General features: G+C 40.7%; 16 protein-coding genes. 5 read left to right on the top strand and 11 right to left on the bottom strand.

Annotation, left to right across the window (positions count from 1 at the left end; all coding sequences use genetic code 11):
• Window positions 1-10: 10 nt before the first annotated feature.
• The 3 genes from SLH46_RS16590 to SLH46_RS16580 are packed head-to-tail and all read right to left on the bottom strand — an operon-like array spanning window position 11 to window position 1,455.
• On the bottom strand, window positions 11-397 hold the full coding sequence (locus SLH46_RS16590) for an STAS domain-containing protein (RefSeq protein WP_320282324.1): 387 nt from the start codon (window positions 395-397) through the stop codon (window positions 11-13).
• Window positions 398-1,087, bottom strand: coding sequence for an STAS domain-containing protein (locus SLH46_RS16585; protein ID WP_320282323.1), 690 nt, complete (start codon window positions 1,085-1,087; stop codon window positions 398-400).
• Window positions 1,088-1,092: 5 nt separating this feature from the next.
• Entirely contained in the window at window positions 1,093-1,455 is a 363-nt protein-coding gene (locus SLH46_RS16580) for a hypothetical protein (RefSeq protein ID WP_320282322.1), read from the bottom strand.
• 403 nt (window positions 1,456-1,858) lie between these two features.
• Between SLH46_RS16580 and SLH46_RS16575 the strand changes: the two genes are divergently transcribed.
• The gene (locus SLH46_RS16575) at window positions 1,859-2,299 is read left to right on the top strand and encodes a hypothetical protein (protein WP_320282321.1); all 441 of its coding nucleotides are present in this window, start codon (window positions 1,859-1,861) and stop codon (window positions 2,297-2,299) included.
• A 46-nt stretch (window positions 2,300-2,345) separates the two neighbouring features.
• Here SLH46_RS16575 and SLH46_RS16570 read toward each other — a convergent pair whose 3' ends face one another.
• The 8 genes from SLH46_RS16570 to SLH46_RS16535 all read right to left on the bottom strand — a co-directional run bounded on the left by SLH46_RS16570 (window position 2,346) and on the right by SLH46_RS16535 (window position 10,881).
• Complete coding sequence (locus SLH46_RS16570; protein ID WP_320282320.1) at window positions 2,346-3,611, bottom strand: hypothetical protein; 1,266 nt, start codon at window positions 3,609-3,611, stop codon at window positions 2,346-2,348.
• A gap of 159 nt (window positions 3,612-3,770) precedes the next feature.
• Window positions 3,771-5,303 (bottom strand): replicative DNA helicase, encoded by a 1,533-nt coding sequence (dnaB, locus tag SLH46_RS16565; RefSeq protein ID WP_320282319.1) that lies wholly within the window; start codon window positions 5,301-5,303, stop codon window positions 3,771-3,773.
• Window positions 5,304-5,444: 141 nt separating this feature from the next.
• Window positions 5,445-6,437 carry a D-alanine--D-alanine ligase gene (locus SLH46_RS16560; RefSeq protein WP_320282318.1) on the bottom strand — a complete coding sequence of 331 codons (993 nt, stop codon included), beginning with the start codon at window positions 6,435-6,437 and terminating at the stop codon, window positions 5,445-5,447.
• Complete coding sequence (locus tag SLH46_RS16555) at window positions 6,430-7,470, bottom strand: RluA family pseudouridine synthase (RefSeq protein ID WP_320282317.1); 1,041 nt, start codon at window positions 7,468-7,470, stop codon at window positions 6,430-6,432. The genes SLH46_RS16560 and SLH46_RS16555 overlap by 8 nt, the downstream gene beginning before the upstream one ends.
• Window position 7,471: 1 nt before the next feature.
• Window positions 7,472-8,281: a PASTA domain-containing protein gene (locus tag SLH46_RS16550; protein ID WP_320282316.1), complete on the bottom strand. Its 810-nt coding sequence runs from the start codon at window positions 8,279-8,281 to the stop codon at window positions 7,472-7,474.
• Between the two features lie 250 nt (window positions 8,282-8,531).
• The gene (gene rpmH / locus SLH46_RS16545; RefSeq protein WP_320282315.1) at window positions 8,532-8,690 is read right to left on the bottom strand and encodes a 50S ribosomal protein L34; all 159 of its coding nucleotides are present in this window, start codon (window positions 8,688-8,690) and stop codon (window positions 8,532-8,534) included.
• Window positions 8,691-8,936: 246 nt separating this feature from the next.
• Window positions 8,937-9,644: a response regulator transcription factor gene (locus SLH46_RS16540; protein WP_320282314.1), complete on the bottom strand. Its 708-nt coding sequence runs from the start codon at window positions 9,642-9,644 to the stop codon at window positions 8,937-8,939.
• A 1-nt stretch (window position 9,645) separates the two neighbouring features.
• The gene (locus SLH46_RS16535) at window positions 9,646-10,881 is read right to left on the bottom strand and encodes a sensor histidine kinase (protein ID WP_320282313.1); all 1,236 of its coding nucleotides are present in this window, start codon (window positions 10,879-10,881) and stop codon (window positions 9,646-9,648) included.
• A gap of 190 nt (window positions 10,882-11,071) precedes the next feature.
• On the opposite strand from SLH46_RS16535, the gene SLH46_RS16530 reads away from it, so the two are divergent.
• From SLH46_RS16530 to SLH46_RS16515, 4 genes are all read left to right on the top strand, one after another.
• Complete coding sequence (locus SLH46_RS16530; protein ID WP_320282312.1) at window positions 11,072-12,169, top strand: DUF1573 domain-containing protein; 1,098 nt, start codon at window positions 11,072-11,074, stop codon at window positions 12,167-12,169.
• Window positions 12,170-12,262: 93 nt separating this feature from the next.
• Window positions 12,263-13,375, top strand: coding sequence for a methylmalonyl Co-A mutase-associated GTPase MeaB (meaB, locus tag SLH46_RS16525; protein WP_320282311.1), 1,113 nt, complete (start codon window positions 12,263-12,265; stop codon window positions 13,373-13,375).
• Window positions 13,376-13,522: 147 nt separating this feature from the next.
• The gene (gene lpdA / locus SLH46_RS16520; RefSeq protein WP_320282310.1) at window positions 13,523-14,914 is read left to right on the top strand and encodes a dihydrolipoyl dehydrogenase; all 1,392 of its coding nucleotides are present in this window, start codon (window positions 13,523-13,525) and stop codon (window positions 14,912-14,914) included.
• A 248-nt stretch (window positions 14,915-15,162) separates the two neighbouring features.
• Window positions 15,163-16,830 carry an OmpP1/FadL family transporter gene (locus SLH46_RS16515; protein ID WP_320282309.1) on the top strand — a complete coding sequence of 556 codons (1,668 nt, stop codon included), beginning with the start codon at window positions 15,163-15,165 and terminating at the stop codon, window positions 16,828-16,830.
• Window positions 16,831-16,850: the final 20 nt, after the last annotated feature.

Raw genomic sequence — 16,850 nt, 5'->3', positions numbered from 1 at the left:
GGGCAGCGCTTTAAATAAACTCCGAATCCAGTCTTTCCTGTAACATTTCGATACCTTTTTCCATATTCAGAGCTGTATCAACTCCCGGCATCTCCAAACCCAGTTCAACAAGTGTGATGGCAACGGCGGGTTGCATACCTACAATAACTACGGCAGCATCCATTATCGAAGCCATCGACGCCATTCCTGAAAGCATTCGGCCGATAAAAGAATCGACCATTTCTAAAACCGAGATATCGATTAATACTCCTTTTGCCCCGGTTTTTTCAATTTCTTCCAGTATTTGCGCCTGTAACTGAATTGCTAATTTATCGTGCATATCCACCTGAATGGATACGATCAGGAAATCGTGAATTTTTATTATGGGGATCTTCTTTTCGTGTAAAGCTAAATCCATCTAGTTTTCAATTTCTTCGTTTTCAGCGTGTTCTGTTTTGATTTTACCATCTACCAACTGGCGGTTCTTGCGCATGGAGTAAATCATGGCATCCTGCAATGTTGCTTTTGTGCGGATTACAGACAAATCAATACCAAGGTGGACGATGGTTTGAGCAATTGCCGGACTAATACCTGAGATAATACAATCGGCTCCGAGAAGACGGGCAGAAGTTACTGTTTTTAGCAGGTGGTTTGCCACCTGGGTGTCAACCGTTGGTACACCGGTGATGTCTAAAATTGAAATGGTACAACCGGTTTCAACAATTTTATGAAGCAGGTTTTCCATCATAATTTGTGCACGCTGACTGTCGAGTGTTCCAATTACAGGCAGAATAAGGATATTGTCCCAAACTTTTGTAACCGGACTTGAAAGCTCAAGTAAATCGTCTTGCTGGCGAAGAATGGTGTTTTGTTGCTCCTCAATTTTACTGAGTTTCTCTTCCAGCTCTTCACGCATTTTTTTACTTTGCTTCAGTTCGTAAGTGAGATCCTCGATAAGAATATTGATCGCTTCTTCAACCCCTGTTAAGTCGTCTTCAATAGTTGTTTCAACCCTTACGTCCAGATCGCCTGCTGCAACTGATGACAGAACATCTTCAATATGTTCTATTCTTTTTTTTGAATTTTCGAATTCAATTTTTGCGGTCATAGTTTTTATCTTTTGTTAATTATCCAATTTTCAGCTTCTTCGAGAGTTTTGAAAAAATCGCCTTCAATTTTTATAACCCCTGTTTTTAGCATCACTTTTGCGATCATTCGGTTGGCAGCACTAACCCCAACAAAAGCTACATGCGAAATTTTAAAATCTCTAAGTAACTCGCTTGATTTTTCACGGGTTTCGCGATTCTCAATTTTATACGATAAATTACTGTGAATGATTAACTGGCGATAAGGAATACTATCACCCACTTCTGAAAGCCCTTTTCTGATTCCTTCAACATCTGAAGTCAAAAAGTCTCTTGTAAATTTAAGATGTATGATCTGCTTTTCCTGATCATACCACATTTCATGATCCATGAGATAGTCGTTAATGGTTTGTAATAACTTGATTGAGGAGCAAAGAAAACAATATGCCTGAAAAATCAGGTGTAAATTTAGAATGATTTTATAGTTTTTTTTTGCTGATTTTTATACTTCCAAAATGCTGAGAAGAAATTAAGGTTTGATGATAGTTGTAGTTCAGGAGGTAAAATTTTGTATTTACATATAATTTATTATAAAATATTGGGCTATATTTATTACAAAGAAAAATAAAAAGATTTTGCTGCAGTATTGACGCAAACCGCGGTATTTGCTAGTTAAAAATAGAACAACTGTTGACGCAACAGTTTGTTTAAAATATATTTCTGTTTAAATTTCAATTGATTAGCATTTCGTTAATGTTATGTTTAGAAAAAATACTATTTTAGAATAATTAAACATGGACAGCTATATCAAATATAAAATATTTCCCGAAAGCAGATTTATCGTTGAGTTTATGATGGGGGATCTTGATTATGAGTTGTTTCTCGATCATAAAAAGAGATTGTTTAATGATGACGAACATGATGAAAACTATTGTGTTCTATCGGTTCTCAGTCATTCTAAAATTCTATTGACGGCTGATGATGTTGAAAGATATAAGTCGTATTTAACCGATAACAAAAAAGTTGTTGGAACCCGAAAAGTCGCCGTATTAACCGATACGCCTAAACATGTGGTAATTAGTACTATCTATAAAAATGCGGTGAAAGAATTCCCCATGCGTTTTAAGATATTCAGTACGTATAGTGCAGCTTTGCAGTGGTTAAATGTTTCAGAAGAGTACGAGTCAAAAATTCTTGAATTATTTTATCCCGGTAAAGGTAAAATTGTACGTTAAAATGGGGTGGAATGAAATTGTATGTTTCTTCCAGTTCATAAAATCACTACGTTTTCCGTTTTTTCTTTTTAGCCGCCGGAAATAATACGTTGTTTAATATTAGACGGTAACCTGGTGAGTTGGGGTGCAGGCTCAGGTCGGTTGGCGGATCGCCAATCAGGTGGCGGTAATCTTCCGGATCGTGACCTCCATAAAAGGTCCAGAATCCTTTGCCTTGCTCACCATGAATATAACGCGCCTCATTGGCCGGTTTATTCTCGCCAAGTACCAGCACATTCGATTTTAATACTTCTTTTCTGTAAGCGGTAGTCTGACCCATAAAACCTTTAATCAGGTTGCGGTGGTTTTGGCAAAGCATGGTTGGAATTGGATCCCATTTTGCTGAAAAATCAAACAGGGTAAAGTAGTCGTTTTCGCGGGCCACATGACGGTGATCGGTAGCATCGATGTTTGAAAACTCATAAACATACGGGCTCTTTTCCAGCCTGAAATTCTCGAAAGCAAAAGTGTTGTGGAAATCGAGTTTGTCATCAACATTGGCTTCCATTGGGTCGCCGTCGAACATACTTTCGCAAATATCAACACCCACCGCAGCAAGTGAAATATCGTAAGTATCGGTAGCGGCGCACATGGCAAACAGGAACCCGCCGTTTTGTACATATTTCTGAATTTCGCGCGTAACAAACGACTTCATTTCCGACACTTTCATAAAACCGAGTTTTTGTGCCAGCTGTTTGTTAATACTAACTTCCTGTTGATACCAAGGCATGTGTTGGTACGAGCGCCAGAATTTTCCGAACTGACCGGTAAAATCTTCGTGGTGAAGGTGCAGCCAGTCGTAATCTTTCAGGTTGCCATTTAGTATTTCTTCGTCGTAAATAATATCGTAATTAATTTCGGCGTAGGTTAAAACCATGGTCACAGCATCGTCCCAGGGTTGTTTGTTGGGAGGAGAATACACCGCAATTTTTGGTGCTTTGTTCATCGCCACAGCGTCCTCGTTAACATCGGGTTGCGAAATTTCGTTTAATATTCCCGAAGCCTGTGCATCGCTGATTACCTCGAAACTCACACCACGTATCACACACTCATTTTCAATTTCGGGGTAGTGTTGCATTAAAAAACTTCCCCCGCGGTAATTCAGCAGCCATTTTACTTCGATGTCTTGCTCCAGCACCCAATAAGCGATTCCATACGATTTTAGGTGATCCTTTTGCATATCGTCCATTGGTATGAGTAAATGAACGGCTCCGGCATGCAACGAAATAAAAAGCAGTACCGGCAAGAGGAATATTTTAATGAGCGTGCGCATGTTGTTTTTGTATTATGACAGCGAAACGGGTTTTTAGTTCATATTGTTTTGCGAATGATGATTAACGAATTCTGATCTTAGAAGTAAGTCCTTGCAAGTTTATTGCTTTTACTCATAAATCTCTAATCGTTAATCGAAATTCTTCATTCATCATTCATTTTAAAACGGTGCATCGCTTGTTGGAGAATTCTGGCTGTCGAAGCCACTGTTGCTCGACATTCCGGCTGCCATGTTATCATCATCCTGATTCATTGATGAGCCAAAGGTTTGAACCTCCCGCGAGAAATCTCCTGAATCGAACTGCGGATCGAGATCGGAGAAACGCGCCATCTCTTTCTGGAAACGAAGCGGAACATCGGCAGTGGCACCGTTACGGTGTTTTGCGATAATCAGCTCAGCAATTCCCAGCAGTGAATTACCCGATTCATCTTCGGTAATGCCAAAATATTCAGGACGGTGAATAAAACACACGATATCGGCATCCTGCTCAATCGCTCCCGATTCACGAAGATCGGATAGCTGCGGACGTTTTCCTTCGCGCGATTCAACGGCACGACTCAACTGCGACAGTGCGATAATTGGTACATCAAGCTCCTTGGCAATCGCTTTTAACGAACGCGAAATCATACTTACTTCCTGTTCACGACTTCCGCGAGTATCGGTTCCGGCAGTCATCAGCTGCAAGTAGTCGACGATAATAATGTTGACATCGTGCTGCATTTTCAGGCGTCGGCATTTTGCCCTGAACTCAAAAATTGAGAGGGCAGGAGTGTCGTCGATAAAAATAGGTGCTTCGTCAAGCGTTTTAATTCGTTGGTTAAGCTGTGCCCATTCGTAATCCTCCAGTTTACCGGTTTTAATTTTTTCACCACCCAATTCCGATTCTGCCGAAATTAAACGGTTTACCAACTGTAACGATGACATCTCGAGCGAAAAAACAGCAACTGCCTGACGGTGGTCAACAGCCATGTTTCGTGCCATAGATAATACAAATGCCGTTTTACCCATCGCCGGACGTGCGGCCAGAATAATCAGCGCCGATTTTTCCCAACCCGAAGTAATCCGGTCAACCGCGGTAAAACCCGAAGGAACACCGCTCAAACCGTCAGGTTTACTTCGTGCTGCTTCAATTTGAAGCACGGCCTGGTTCAGGATCGGTTTAATGGGTACCGTTTCTTTTTTGATATTACCTTCTGAAACCTGAAACAATGCAGACTCTGAAAAATCGATCAGGTCATCCACATCGATGGTGTCGTCGTAAGCTTTTGTTTGTATCTCGGATGAAACACGTATCAGCTCGCGCTGCATATATTTTTGCGCAATAATTCGCGCGTGAAATTCGATGTGAGCAGCCGATGCAACCCGGCGGGTAAGTTGGGTAATGTAACCCGGACCACCAACTTCATCCAGTTGGTTTCGGTCTTTAAGTTCCTGTGTTACCATCAAAAGATCGACAGGTTTTTCCTTTCCCGAAAGGGTTTTTATCGCATCAAATATTTTTCGGTGTTCTTCTTTATAAAAACTAGGTGAATCAATAGTATCCGCAACGGTAACATAGGCGTCGCGTTCAAGCATAAGCGCACCCAAAACTGCCTCCTCAACATCCACTGCCTGAGGAGGAAGCTGACCGTATTGGGCATTAATTTGTTCTACTGTATTTTGTTGTTGATTTGGTCTTTTTCGTTGTGCCATTTTGATTTTTTCTGCATTCAATATTCGCCCGGACTTTTAAAAGCCGATTTCAAAAATAGAAATTTACATTGCCTGTTACAAAGTATTGCTCACTCTGTTTTAAACAGTTGCAAACAAGAGTAGTTCACAATTGTTAATTGATTATTTAGCCAGTTTTTCCTCGATAATTTGCGAAATAATTGATTTTAGCGTGCTTCCCATAGCTTCAATTTGTTGCGGGATGAAACTGGTTGCCGTCATTCCCGGAGTAGTATTTACTTCGAGGAAATAGAACTCTTCGCCCTGTAGAATAAAATCGATTCGAACAATACCCGAACATTCGCACAAATCGTAGATTTTTGATGTTAGTGCCTGGCATTCTTTAAACAGATTTTCAGGTAAACGGGCAGGTGTTATTTCTTGAGCAGCTCCGGGTGTGTATTTGGCTTCGAAATCGAAAAATTCATTATTTGGAATTACTTCGGTAATTGGGAAAATTACTTTCTCACCATTCAAACGAACGGCACCGCAGGTAAATTCATGCCCGTCGATAAATTGTTCAACCAGTGCTTCTTCACTTTCTTTCCAGGCTTTTTCGATGGCTTCTTTTACCTGGCCGGTTTCTTTTACTTTGGTAATTCCAAAACTTGAACCACCTGCATTTGGTTTTACAAAAATTGGCAGGCCAAGTTCTTCAACAACAGCTTCAGGATTAATTTCTTCTCCGCGTTTAAATTTACGCGAAACAGCCATTTTAATTCCATTGGAACGCAGGTAGTTGTTGCAAAACCACTTGTTAAATGTCAACGACGAAGAATGTACATTACAGGTTGAGTAAGGAATGTTCAACAACTCAAAATACCCTTGCAGAATTCCGTCTTCACCGGGTGTTCCGTGTATGCTAATGTATGCAAAGTCGAACTTTATTTTTTCGCCATCTAAGGTGAAAGAGAAATCTGATTTGTCGACATCGGCAATTTTTTCTTCGTTTTGAAAAACCTCCCATTTCTGGCCCTGCATTTGCACCAACCAAGGGGTGAATTTTTCGCTGTCGACAGCTTTTAAAACGTTGGCTCCACTTTTTACTGATACTACAAATTCCGATGAATCGCCTCCGGCGATTACGGCAATATTTGGTTTGTTGTTTTTACTCATTTCGGTTTGCTATATAATTTTCCCATTTTTCAATTGCGGTTGCCATGTCTTCAGGCAATTCCGAATTGAATAACATTTTTTCTCCGGTTGTAGGATGTATAAATCCAAGTGTTTTTGCGTGTAATGCCTGACGCGGCAGTTCTTTAAAACAATTCTGCACAAACTGGCGGTATTTGCTAAAGGTTGTTCCGCGTAAAATTTTGTCGCCACCATAGTTGGCATCGTTAAAAAGCGGGTGGTTAATGTGTTTCATGTGCACCCTAATCTGGTGTGTACGTCCGGTTTCGAGGCGGCACTCAACCAATGTTACGTAGCCAATGCGTCGTAATACTTTGTAATGTGTTACTGCGTGTTTCCCGTAATCTTCTTCAGGAAAAACAGTGAATACCTGTCTGTTTTTCAGGCTTCGCCCAATGTGGCCGGTAATTGTTCCTTCGTCTTCCTGCACGCTTCCCCAAACCAGGGCGTGGTATCGGCGTTCGGTTGTTTTTTCGAAAAACTGAAGTGCCAACTTGTTCTTTGCCAATTCGGTTTTTGCTACCACAAGTAATCCCGATGTGTCTTTGTCGATGCGGTGAACAAGTCCCGGTCGCGGATCTTCGCTGTTGAATAACGGCAGATCTTTAAAATACCAGGCGAGTGCATTTACCAGGGTTCCGGTGTAATTTCCGTGGCCAGGATGCACAACTAGACCCGGAGGTTTGTTGATTACAACCAGTTGGTCGTCTTCGTAAACAATATTCAATGGAATATCTTCCGGAATTATTTTTAGCTCGCGACGAGGGTAATCCATTACGATAGTAATTTCCTCGTTGGGTTTTATTTTATAATTGGGTTTTACCGGTTTTCCGTCTACCAGGATATTTCCTGCATCGGCAGCTGCCTGAATACGGCTTCGCGAGGCGTTTTCAATTCGGTTGGAAAGAAATTTATCGATTCGTAGCGGAGATTGCCCCGGATCGACTGATAAACGGTAATGTTCGTACAGTTCATTCTCTTCCAGTTCTTCGTTTTCCTGAATGTAATCTTCCATATTATCTATAAGTTCTTTCGTATGCGTCGTTAATCATTACCGTGTCGGTAGTCAGCCAGATGTCGACCGATGAACCCATCTCGATTTGTTTCGTGAATTTCGGATTAGGCAACTGTTTCCAGATTCTGGCATTTATGGAGTCTTCTCCTGTTTTTATGGTATTGTCGTAAATAACGGCACCCATATTTAACAGGGCATCGGCTACTGTAGATCTCGCTTCGTCCAGTGTAAAACCGGTGAGATTCGGCAAAGTTGTTCTCATATTTCCCTGACTGCGTCCAACAACCAGATCGATTCCTGATCCTTTAATAATTTTATCGCCTTCAAAAATCTCCACAGAATCCTGCATCACGCTTAATACCAGATCGGTGTACTCCGATGGCTGATAATAGGTGTTGATCACCTGTAAACCAATACTTTCGATAAGTACCTGTGCCTGTCGGTATGAGATGTCTGTTAATCGCGGAAGGGTAATTTTTTCAGGTTCGTTGGAGTTAATGGTCAGCTTTATTACCCTGTTTGCTTTTACCCTGGAGTTGGCCAGCGGAAGTTGATCCACAACCGATCCCGGTTCAAAATTTTTGTTGTAAACCGAATCGATTACTTCAACCCGCAATTTGTTGGCACCGGCACTCTCAGTTGCTTCATCAAGTTGTAGGCCGGTTAAAGCCGGAACTGAATAAGATATTCCGTGTTGTGTATAAAGCTGCAGGCTTTTAAATGTCGCAAAAAAAAGTAGCGCCACAACTACAATGGCAATCGACAGGTGCATTAAAAATGCACGGCTGATAATAAATTTTCTTAAACTCATATTTTATATATGGAACCTATAAAGAGAACAAAAATAAATCAAAAAAAGTATGTTGAAAGGATTTACGCGATAAACCAATTCTTTTTTATCAAAGAATGTTGTGAGGGAGTAAAAATGCGTTGATTTGTTAAATGTATTTGTAAGGAACAGGCGGTTGAAGGCAAAGAAAATTGGGATTACAAGTATGTATAAACACGAAAAGGTAAAGAACCGAGTTCTTTACCTTCCCATATGCTGTAGTAAGATTTTACTATTTCTTATGTCTTGGCTCGTCAGAAACAGATAGTTTCTTTCTGCCTTTAGCTCTACGTGCTTTTAATACTTTACGACCATTTGCAGTCGACATTCTTTCTCTAAAGCCGTGCTTATTCTTTCTTTTTCTATTCGATGGTTGAAATGTGCGTTTCATTTCTATAAAGTTTTACTTGTTTCTATTCAGAATTTTCGGACTGCAAAAATAGTGCTTTTTTTATTTCTTCCAAAAACTTATGCATTTTTTTGTGTAAAAACGTACTTTCTTTGTTTGTTGTTATAAATCAGTAGTTTATAAAATGCGTTTTGCCTGTGTTAATGCTGTCTCTTTTTATATTTCTTCTTCAGTTGTAAATTGTTACAACCGCCTGCAAAGGTAGGTTGTTTTTTGCAGGATTTAAAATCAGTCGTCTTTTTTTACCGAAAACCTAAATCCAATGCCGTGCAGGTTGATAATTTTTACCGAAGCATCGGCTTTAAAATATTTCCTTAAGCGCGAGATAAAAACATCGAGGCTGCGGCCCAGGAAATAATCGTCGGATCCCCAAACTTTCTCAAGTATTTCGTTGCGGCTAAGAACTTTATTGGCATTTTGAGCAAAAAACTGAATCAGCTCAGCTTCCTTCATGGTCAGATTTCTGGCCTCCCCGTTTAGTGTTAACGAAAGATCGTCAAAGTTAAAATCGAATTTGCCAATTTTCAGAACGGCCGGAGATCCCGAGACAACGGGCTGCGACTGGCTGCGTTTTAAAAATATCTTGATTTTCAACAGCAGCTCCTCCATGCTGAAAGGTTTGGGAATATAATCGTCGCCGCCAATGGTAAGACCTGTAATTTTGTCTTCGGTCATGCTGCGGGCAGTTAAGAAGATAATTGGTGTCTGCTCGTCAGATTTACGAATGGTTTCTGCCACCTGGAAACCATCTACTTTTGGGAGCATAACGTCGAGCACAATAAGGTCGAACTCGTTATTTTTGAAAAGCTCAAGGGCAATTTCTCCGTCTTCGGCCACGTCAACGTCGTAGCCTTTCTCGGTTAAATTGTCCTGTACAATAAACCGCAGGGCTTCATCGTCTTCTACCAGCAGTATTTTAAAGGCATTATCATTCATATTAATTGGGTATGGTTATACTAAAAATGCTTCCTCCATCGGGATTATCGGCAACTTTAATTTTCCAGTTATGCGTTTTTACAATTTTGTAAACGTAGTCGAGTCCGAGTCCAAAACCTTTTACGTTGTGAACATTGCCGGTTGGCACCCGGTAAAACTTTTTAAAGATTCTTTTTCGGTGTTCGCGAGGTATTCCAATGCCGTTGTCAATAAAATTCAGTTCGTAAATTTTCTGCCTTTTCTTAAGTTCAACTCTAATCGCGGGCGTTTTTTCGCAATATTTTGCGGCATTCTCCAGGATGTTCGAAACCAAATTGGCAAAATGAAAACGGTCGGCTAAAATAATACATTCTTCCGGGAAAGCTTCAATCGAGACAGTGGCTTGCTGGCCTGCTTTCGAATCGCGGAATTGACGGCTGGCTTCATTCAAAAAATCGGCCAGTTCAATTTTTTCAAGGTTGAGATGAATTCGGCTTTTTTCGATAGAAGCCAGATTAAGTACCTTCTCCACATTTTTCGATAGGCGCCGCGTTTGATCCTGAATGATGCGGGTGTATTCAAAAAGTCGCTTGGGCGATTTTAATATTTTTTCGTCGTTTATCACATTTGCAGCCAAAGCTATTGACGAGATAGGCGTTTTTAGTTCATGCGTTAGGTTATTGATAAAGTTTTTCTGGATTTCGGAAAGCTGGCGTTGGCGAATGATCACCCATAAAGTGTATCCAAAGAAAAAGATAATCAACATCAGCAAGGCCGTTAAGAAATACCAGATAGAAAGTTGATTAAAAAAGTAGGAAGTCCGGTCGGCGAAGTGAATACCAAAATAATTGCTGTAATTTTCGTTTAGTACAAACTCAAAATCAGATGGCTCTTCATCCTCGTCGGTGTGTACCAGAATGGTCTCGTCCATTTGTTCCTGAGTTGGATTATAGATCGCAAACTCATAGTCGTAATAAATATCGTGTCGTTTTAGCTGGGTGTTAAGATTCTGTTTCAGCAAATCTTTGTCGATGGCAACACCAACATTCACAAGGTAGGTGTTGTTGGAAATGACTTCTACAGGAGTTATGCTGTCGAAATTTTCGGTGGTTCCGGTGGCAAGCATTACCTGCCAGGCTACCTCTTTTAAAGCTACAGCTGCACTCTCCTGAAACTGTTTTTCGGAGAGGTTATAAGAGCTTCGAATAAAAGCAAATTGTACTAAAAAAACGCCAACAATCGATATCGTTGCAAGCATTATAATGTATTTAAGTGCTCTTCCTTTCATCCTGTCTTACATTGTCAGCTAAACTACATATTTTTTTACTTGCCTGCCGGGGTTAACAACTCGTTAACAAAATATTGAATTCAATTAACAGCATATATATTAATGCATTTTTACATTTGTTATATAAATACACTGGACAAACAAATTTAAGTAATAAATTATGAAACGCATTTTACAAGTATTAGCAGTTTTCGCGATGGGTGTTGCATATAATAATGTGATGGCCCAGGAAAACCCAAAAATTGTTTTTGAAGAAGAGACGCACAACTTCGGTTCTTTTAAAGAGTCGGACGGTGTTCAGAAAACCACATTTAAATTTACAAATAAAGGAGAATCGCCTTTGGTGTTATCGAATGTGCGTGCATCGTGTGGTTGTACTACTCCAAAATGGACACGCGAGCCTGTAGCTCCCGGCGAAACTGGTACTATCGATGTAAGTTATAATCCAAAAAACCGCCCGGGTTCTTTTAATAAATCAGTAACTGTTAGCTCGAATGCTGAAAACCGTACTGTTGTTTTAAGAATTAGCGGTAAAGTTGAGCCTCGCGAAAAAACATTGGCAGAACAATACCCAAGACAAATTGGTGCTTTACGAGTAAAATCAAATTACCTGTCGTTTGCGAAAATAAAAAAAGGCGATGTAGTTACTAAAGAGCTGGAATTAGTGAATGATACTGACAAACCTGTTAAAGTTGGTTTCCGCACAGTGCCAAAGCACCTGACAGCAAAAGCAGAGCCTGAAACAATTCCTGCAAAATCAACCGGTAAATTGGTTGTAACGTACGATTCAGAGGCTGCCAATACTTATGGTTTTGCATCGCACCGTATCTACCTTTCGTTAGACGGAAGCAACGACTACAAAAGCTCTGTAGGTGTTAGTGCTACTATCGAAGAAGATTTCTCAAACCTTACACCAGAACAACTGGCTAGTGCTCCTGTAGCCGTATTTAAGGAAACTTCAGTAGATTTTGGTGAAATGAAACAAGGTGACAAAAAAGAACATACTTTCTCGTTGACCAATAACGGTAAAACAGATTTGATCATCAGAAGAGTACGTTCGTCATGTGGATGTACTGCTGTTGCACCTTCAAAAAGTGTGATTGCAGCCGGCGAAACTGCACCGATTAAAGTTACTTTCGATTCTCGTGGAAAACGTGGTCGTCAGAGCAAATCGATTACAGTTATCACCAACGATCCAAAAACGCCAACCTCAACATTGCGTATTTCAAGCAACGTGGTTGTGCAAAGTGCAAGCTAAGTTTATTTAAAGTCAATATTTCAGAAGGTGTTGCAGGTGAAACTTGCAGCACCTTCTTTTTTGCTGTACTTTTGAGCGATAAAAGTTAAACCAATGTCAGAACAAGATTCACACCATATAGAAAACGACCCACAGTTTAAAGGATTAAACGTTAACAGCGGAATAGAGCAGCCCGATTCTGTTAGTAACGACTCGGTTAAACGCTTTCTGCAGAAAAAACGAAAACTGCTTCCGGTACAGGATTATGTCGATGGGATTTTAAAGGGAGATATCACGCTTTTAAGCAAAGCCGTTACACTCGTTGAAAGCTCAAAAGCTGAGCATCAGAAACTGGCTCAGCAAATTATTGCAGCCTGTTTACCTCACAGTGGAAACGCAGTTCGCATTGGAATTACCGGTGTGCCCGGAGTCGGAAAAAGTACCTTTATCGAAGCGCTTGGAAAATATCTTACCAGCAAGGGCGAAAAACTGGCTGTTTTGGCCATTGACCCGAGTAGCGAACGCACCAAAGGAAGTATTTTGGGCGATAAAACACGCATGGAAGAATTGGCCAGCGATAACAATGCCTACATCCGTCCAAGTCCTTCAGCCGGATCGTTGGGAGGCGTTGCACGTAAAACCCGCGAGACAATTATTCTGTGCGAAGCAGCCGGATATAAAAATATTTTTATCGAGACGGTTGGTGTTGGGCAAAGCGAAACAGCTGTTCATTCCATGACCGATTTCTTTCTGTTGTTAATGTTGGCCGGAGCCGGCGACGAATTACAGGGAATTAAACGTGGAATTATGGAAATGGCTGACCTGATTGCGATCAACAAAGCCGATGGTAATAACGTAGAAAAGGCCGACATGGCTAAAGTGCAATATAAAAATGCCATTCATCTTTTTCCCCGAAAAGAATCGGGCTGGGATCCAAACGTATTAACTTGTTCTGCTTATCAGAAAGTTGGGATTGATTCCATTTGGGAACAGATCGAAAAATACAGGAAACAAACGGTTGATAACGGGTATTTTTACAAAAAACGAAACGAGCAGGCTACCTACTGGATGCACGAAACCATTGAAGAGCAATTAAAACGAAACTTTTACGATCATCCTGAGATTAAGGAGAAAGTAAAAGTGCTCGAAAATTATGTGTTATCGGATAAAATGAGTTCGTTTATAGCTGCAGGCGAGCTGCTCGATACCTATTCAAAGCTAAAATAGCTTCCGGCATTTTTGGAAAGAGTTTATGAGAACTCTCATATTACGGGGGCTTTTTATTGCTTCATAAAAGAAGTAAATTTGTAAGAACCTTTCTTGGTGTGAGGTGTTACTTACATAAATCAAATATCAAAAAAATTACAAAATAAAATGAATTACGATGTAATAGTAATAGGTAGCGGACCGGGTGGATACGTGACAGCGATTCGTGCGTCGCAACTCGGATTAAAAGTTGCCGTTGTTGAAAAAGAAAACCTGGGCGGAATTTGTTTAAACTGGGGCTGTATTCCAACAAAGTCGTTGTTGAAAAGTGCACAGGCTTTTGAATACGCCGTTCACGCTGCTGATTATGGTGTTGCCATCGAAGGTGATGTAAAAGCTGATTTTGGCGCGATGGTTAAAAGAAGTCGTGGTGTTGCCGACGGTATGAGCAAAGGAATTCAATTCCTGTTTAAGAAAAATAAAGTTGAATCGATTTTTGGCTGGGGAAAATTAGCAGGTAAAAACACGGTTGAAGTAACTGATGATGCCGGTAAAAAGACTTCGTACACAGCCAAGCATATTATTTTGGCAACTGGCGCCCGTTCGCGCGAATTGCCAAACCTGCCGCAAGACGGCGAAAAAATTATCGGATACCGTAAAGCGCTTACACTCGATAAGCAACCTGAAAGTATGGTTGTTGTAGGATCGGGAGCAATCGGTAGCGAGTTTGCATACTTCTATCACACAATTGGTACAAAAGTTACTTTGGTTGAATTTATGCCAACACTTGTACCAAACGAAGATGCGGAAGTTGCCAAACAGCTGGAACGCAATTTCAAAAAATCGAAAATGAAAGTGATGACCAGTTCATCGGTTGAAAGCGTGGATACTTCGGGCGATAAGTGTAAAGTGACTATCAAAACCAAAAAAGGCGAAGAAGTTGTTGAGGCTGATATCGTACTTTCGGCTGTTGGTATTGCACCAAATACTGAAGGAATTGGTTTGGAAGAATTAGGTGTTGAAACTGAAAATGGTCGTGTTAAAGTAGATGAATACTACAAAACCAATGTTGAAGGTGTTTATGCCATCGGTGATATTGTTGCCGGACCAGCATTAGCTCACGTTGCATCGGCCGAAGGAATTACCTGTATCGAAAAAATTGCCGGCCTAAATCCTGAGCCGATCGATTACAGCAACATTCCGGGATGTACTTATACAAGCCCAGAAGTTTCGTCGGTTGGTTTAACCGAAGCAAAAGCAAAAGAAGCCGGTTACGAAATTAAAGTGGGTAAATTCCCATATTCGGCCAGCGGAAAAGCAAGTGCAGCCGGTCAAAAAGACGGTTTTGTTAAATTGATTTTCGATGCCAAATACGGCGAGTTGCTTGGTGCACATATGATCGGTGGAAATGTTACTGAAATGATAGCTGAAATGGTTGTTGCCAAAAAACTTGAGATTACAGGACACGAACTGATTAAAACGATTCACCCTCACCCAACAATGAGCGAAGCGGTAATGGAAGCCGCTGCCGCTGCCTACGATGAGGTTATCCATATTTAAGAAAAAGAATTACCCTTAATATAAAGAGCCCGAGGTATTTAACTTCGGGTTTTTTTATGCGAACACTGTCGAATAAGTGACGACATTGTTCGAAAAAACTATAAAAAGCTGAAAATCAGCTTGGAAGTTTCTGTATTTCAGAATAAGTTTTAAATTTGCCGCTCAGGCATCAACTACAGTAACCGTAAATTTCTCGGAATACTATTGTTAAACAAAGGGAAAAATTCTTAAATATAAATTTGACATAAATGAAAAAACTGACATTGATGGTGGCATTTTCTATGCTGCTTCAACTTGCTTTTGCAGGAGGTTTATTAACTAACTACAACCAAAGTGCGCAATATATTCGTATGTTGTCGCGAAATGCAGCATTGGAAATTGATGCTGTTTTTTACAACCCGGCAGGTTTGGTAAAAATGGAAGATGGCTGGCATTTTGCTTTCTACAGCCAAACGATATTCCAGACCCGCGATATCGACTCACAATTTCCTACATTAAATTCAGGTCATTTCGAAGGAGAAACTACAATTCCTGTTTTTCCAGACCTTTACGCGGTGTATAAAAAAGATAAATGGGCTTACTCAATTGGTGTTGGCCCGATTGGAGGTGGTGGAACTGCAGAATTTGCAAATGGAATTCCAACACTGGAGATTCCATTCTCAATGATTCCTTCGGCACTGGCAGGTCTATCTCAGATCGATCCTGCGTTTGCAGTAACCGGTTACGACCTTGATATGGCTTTGGAGGCATCTTCAACTTTCTGGGGTATCCAACTTGGAGCGTCTTATGCAATCAACGATAAATTTTCGGTTTATGGTGGTATGCGTTTAATGCCATCGGTAAATACTTACGAAGGTGCAATCCGTAACATTCAGTTAGAGAATGGCGGACAAATGATAAATGCCGCAGCCTGGTTAACAGGAGCTTCAGGTCAGGTTAGTTCTCTTGCCACACAAGCGAGTGCAGGAGCCGATTTAATGTATGGAACAGCCACAACGATGCAGCCGGTTATCGACGCAGGTTATGGAACAGCCACTCTTTCTGATTTGGAAGCAGGAGGTGTAATCGATGCTGCTACCCGTGCGCAGGTTGAAGGCGGATTATTATTGATTGGTTTGCCACAGGAACAAATTGATATGATGAATGTACTTCAGGTGCAGGGAACCTACTCTGCTGCCGGAGATGAATTAACTGCTACTTCTACTTTACTTACCGGAACTGCACAAACATTGTCAGGAACAGCCGGTCAGGTAGGAGATAAAGAAGTGAAAACAAAACAAAAAGGAATGGGTTTTACCCCAATTATCGGGTTTAACTACTCGCCAAACGACGACTGGACTTTCGCTTTTAAGTACGAGTTTGAAACCAAATTAAAACTGGAAAACGAAACTGAAGTTGACGATATGGGTTTATTTCCTGACGGTGCTGAATCATCAAACGATGTTCCTGCAATTTTAGCTGCAGGTATTGGTTACCGTGGTTTAGACTGGTTGGAAGCTCAACTTTCATACAATGTGTATTTCGACAAGGGTGTTGACTACGGTAACAATGTGCGCTATGCAACTTTAGGCGAACAAGTACACCGCGATATCGATGCCAACTATTACGAACTAGCGCTAGGTCTTCAGTTTAATGTGACTGATAACTTTGCTTTTAGTTTGGGTGGAATGCGCTCGAAAAACGGAGTAACTCCGCAATACCAGAGCGATTTTAGCTACAGTAATTCATCGTATACTTTAGGCGGTGGTATTATGTGGAAGATCACCGATAAACTAACTTTTGATGCAGGTATTATCAATACATTTTATGAAGATGACACTGTGACATTTACCCATGCCGGAGTTGGAAGCTATGACGAAACTTATGCAAAAACTACCATAAGTATGGCTGCCGGTATCTCATACAGCATTTTTTAAACCAATAGCAATATAACGCA

Source organism: Draconibacterium sp. IB214405, assembly GCF_033963885.1.
In the GTDB taxonomy this organism is placed as follows: Bacteria; Bacteroidota; Bacteroidia; order Bacteroidales; family Prolixibacteraceae; genus Draconibacterium.
The sequence above is the reverse complement of the archived record's forward strand: the minus strand, read 5'-3'. Positions and strand labels throughout refer to the sequence as shown.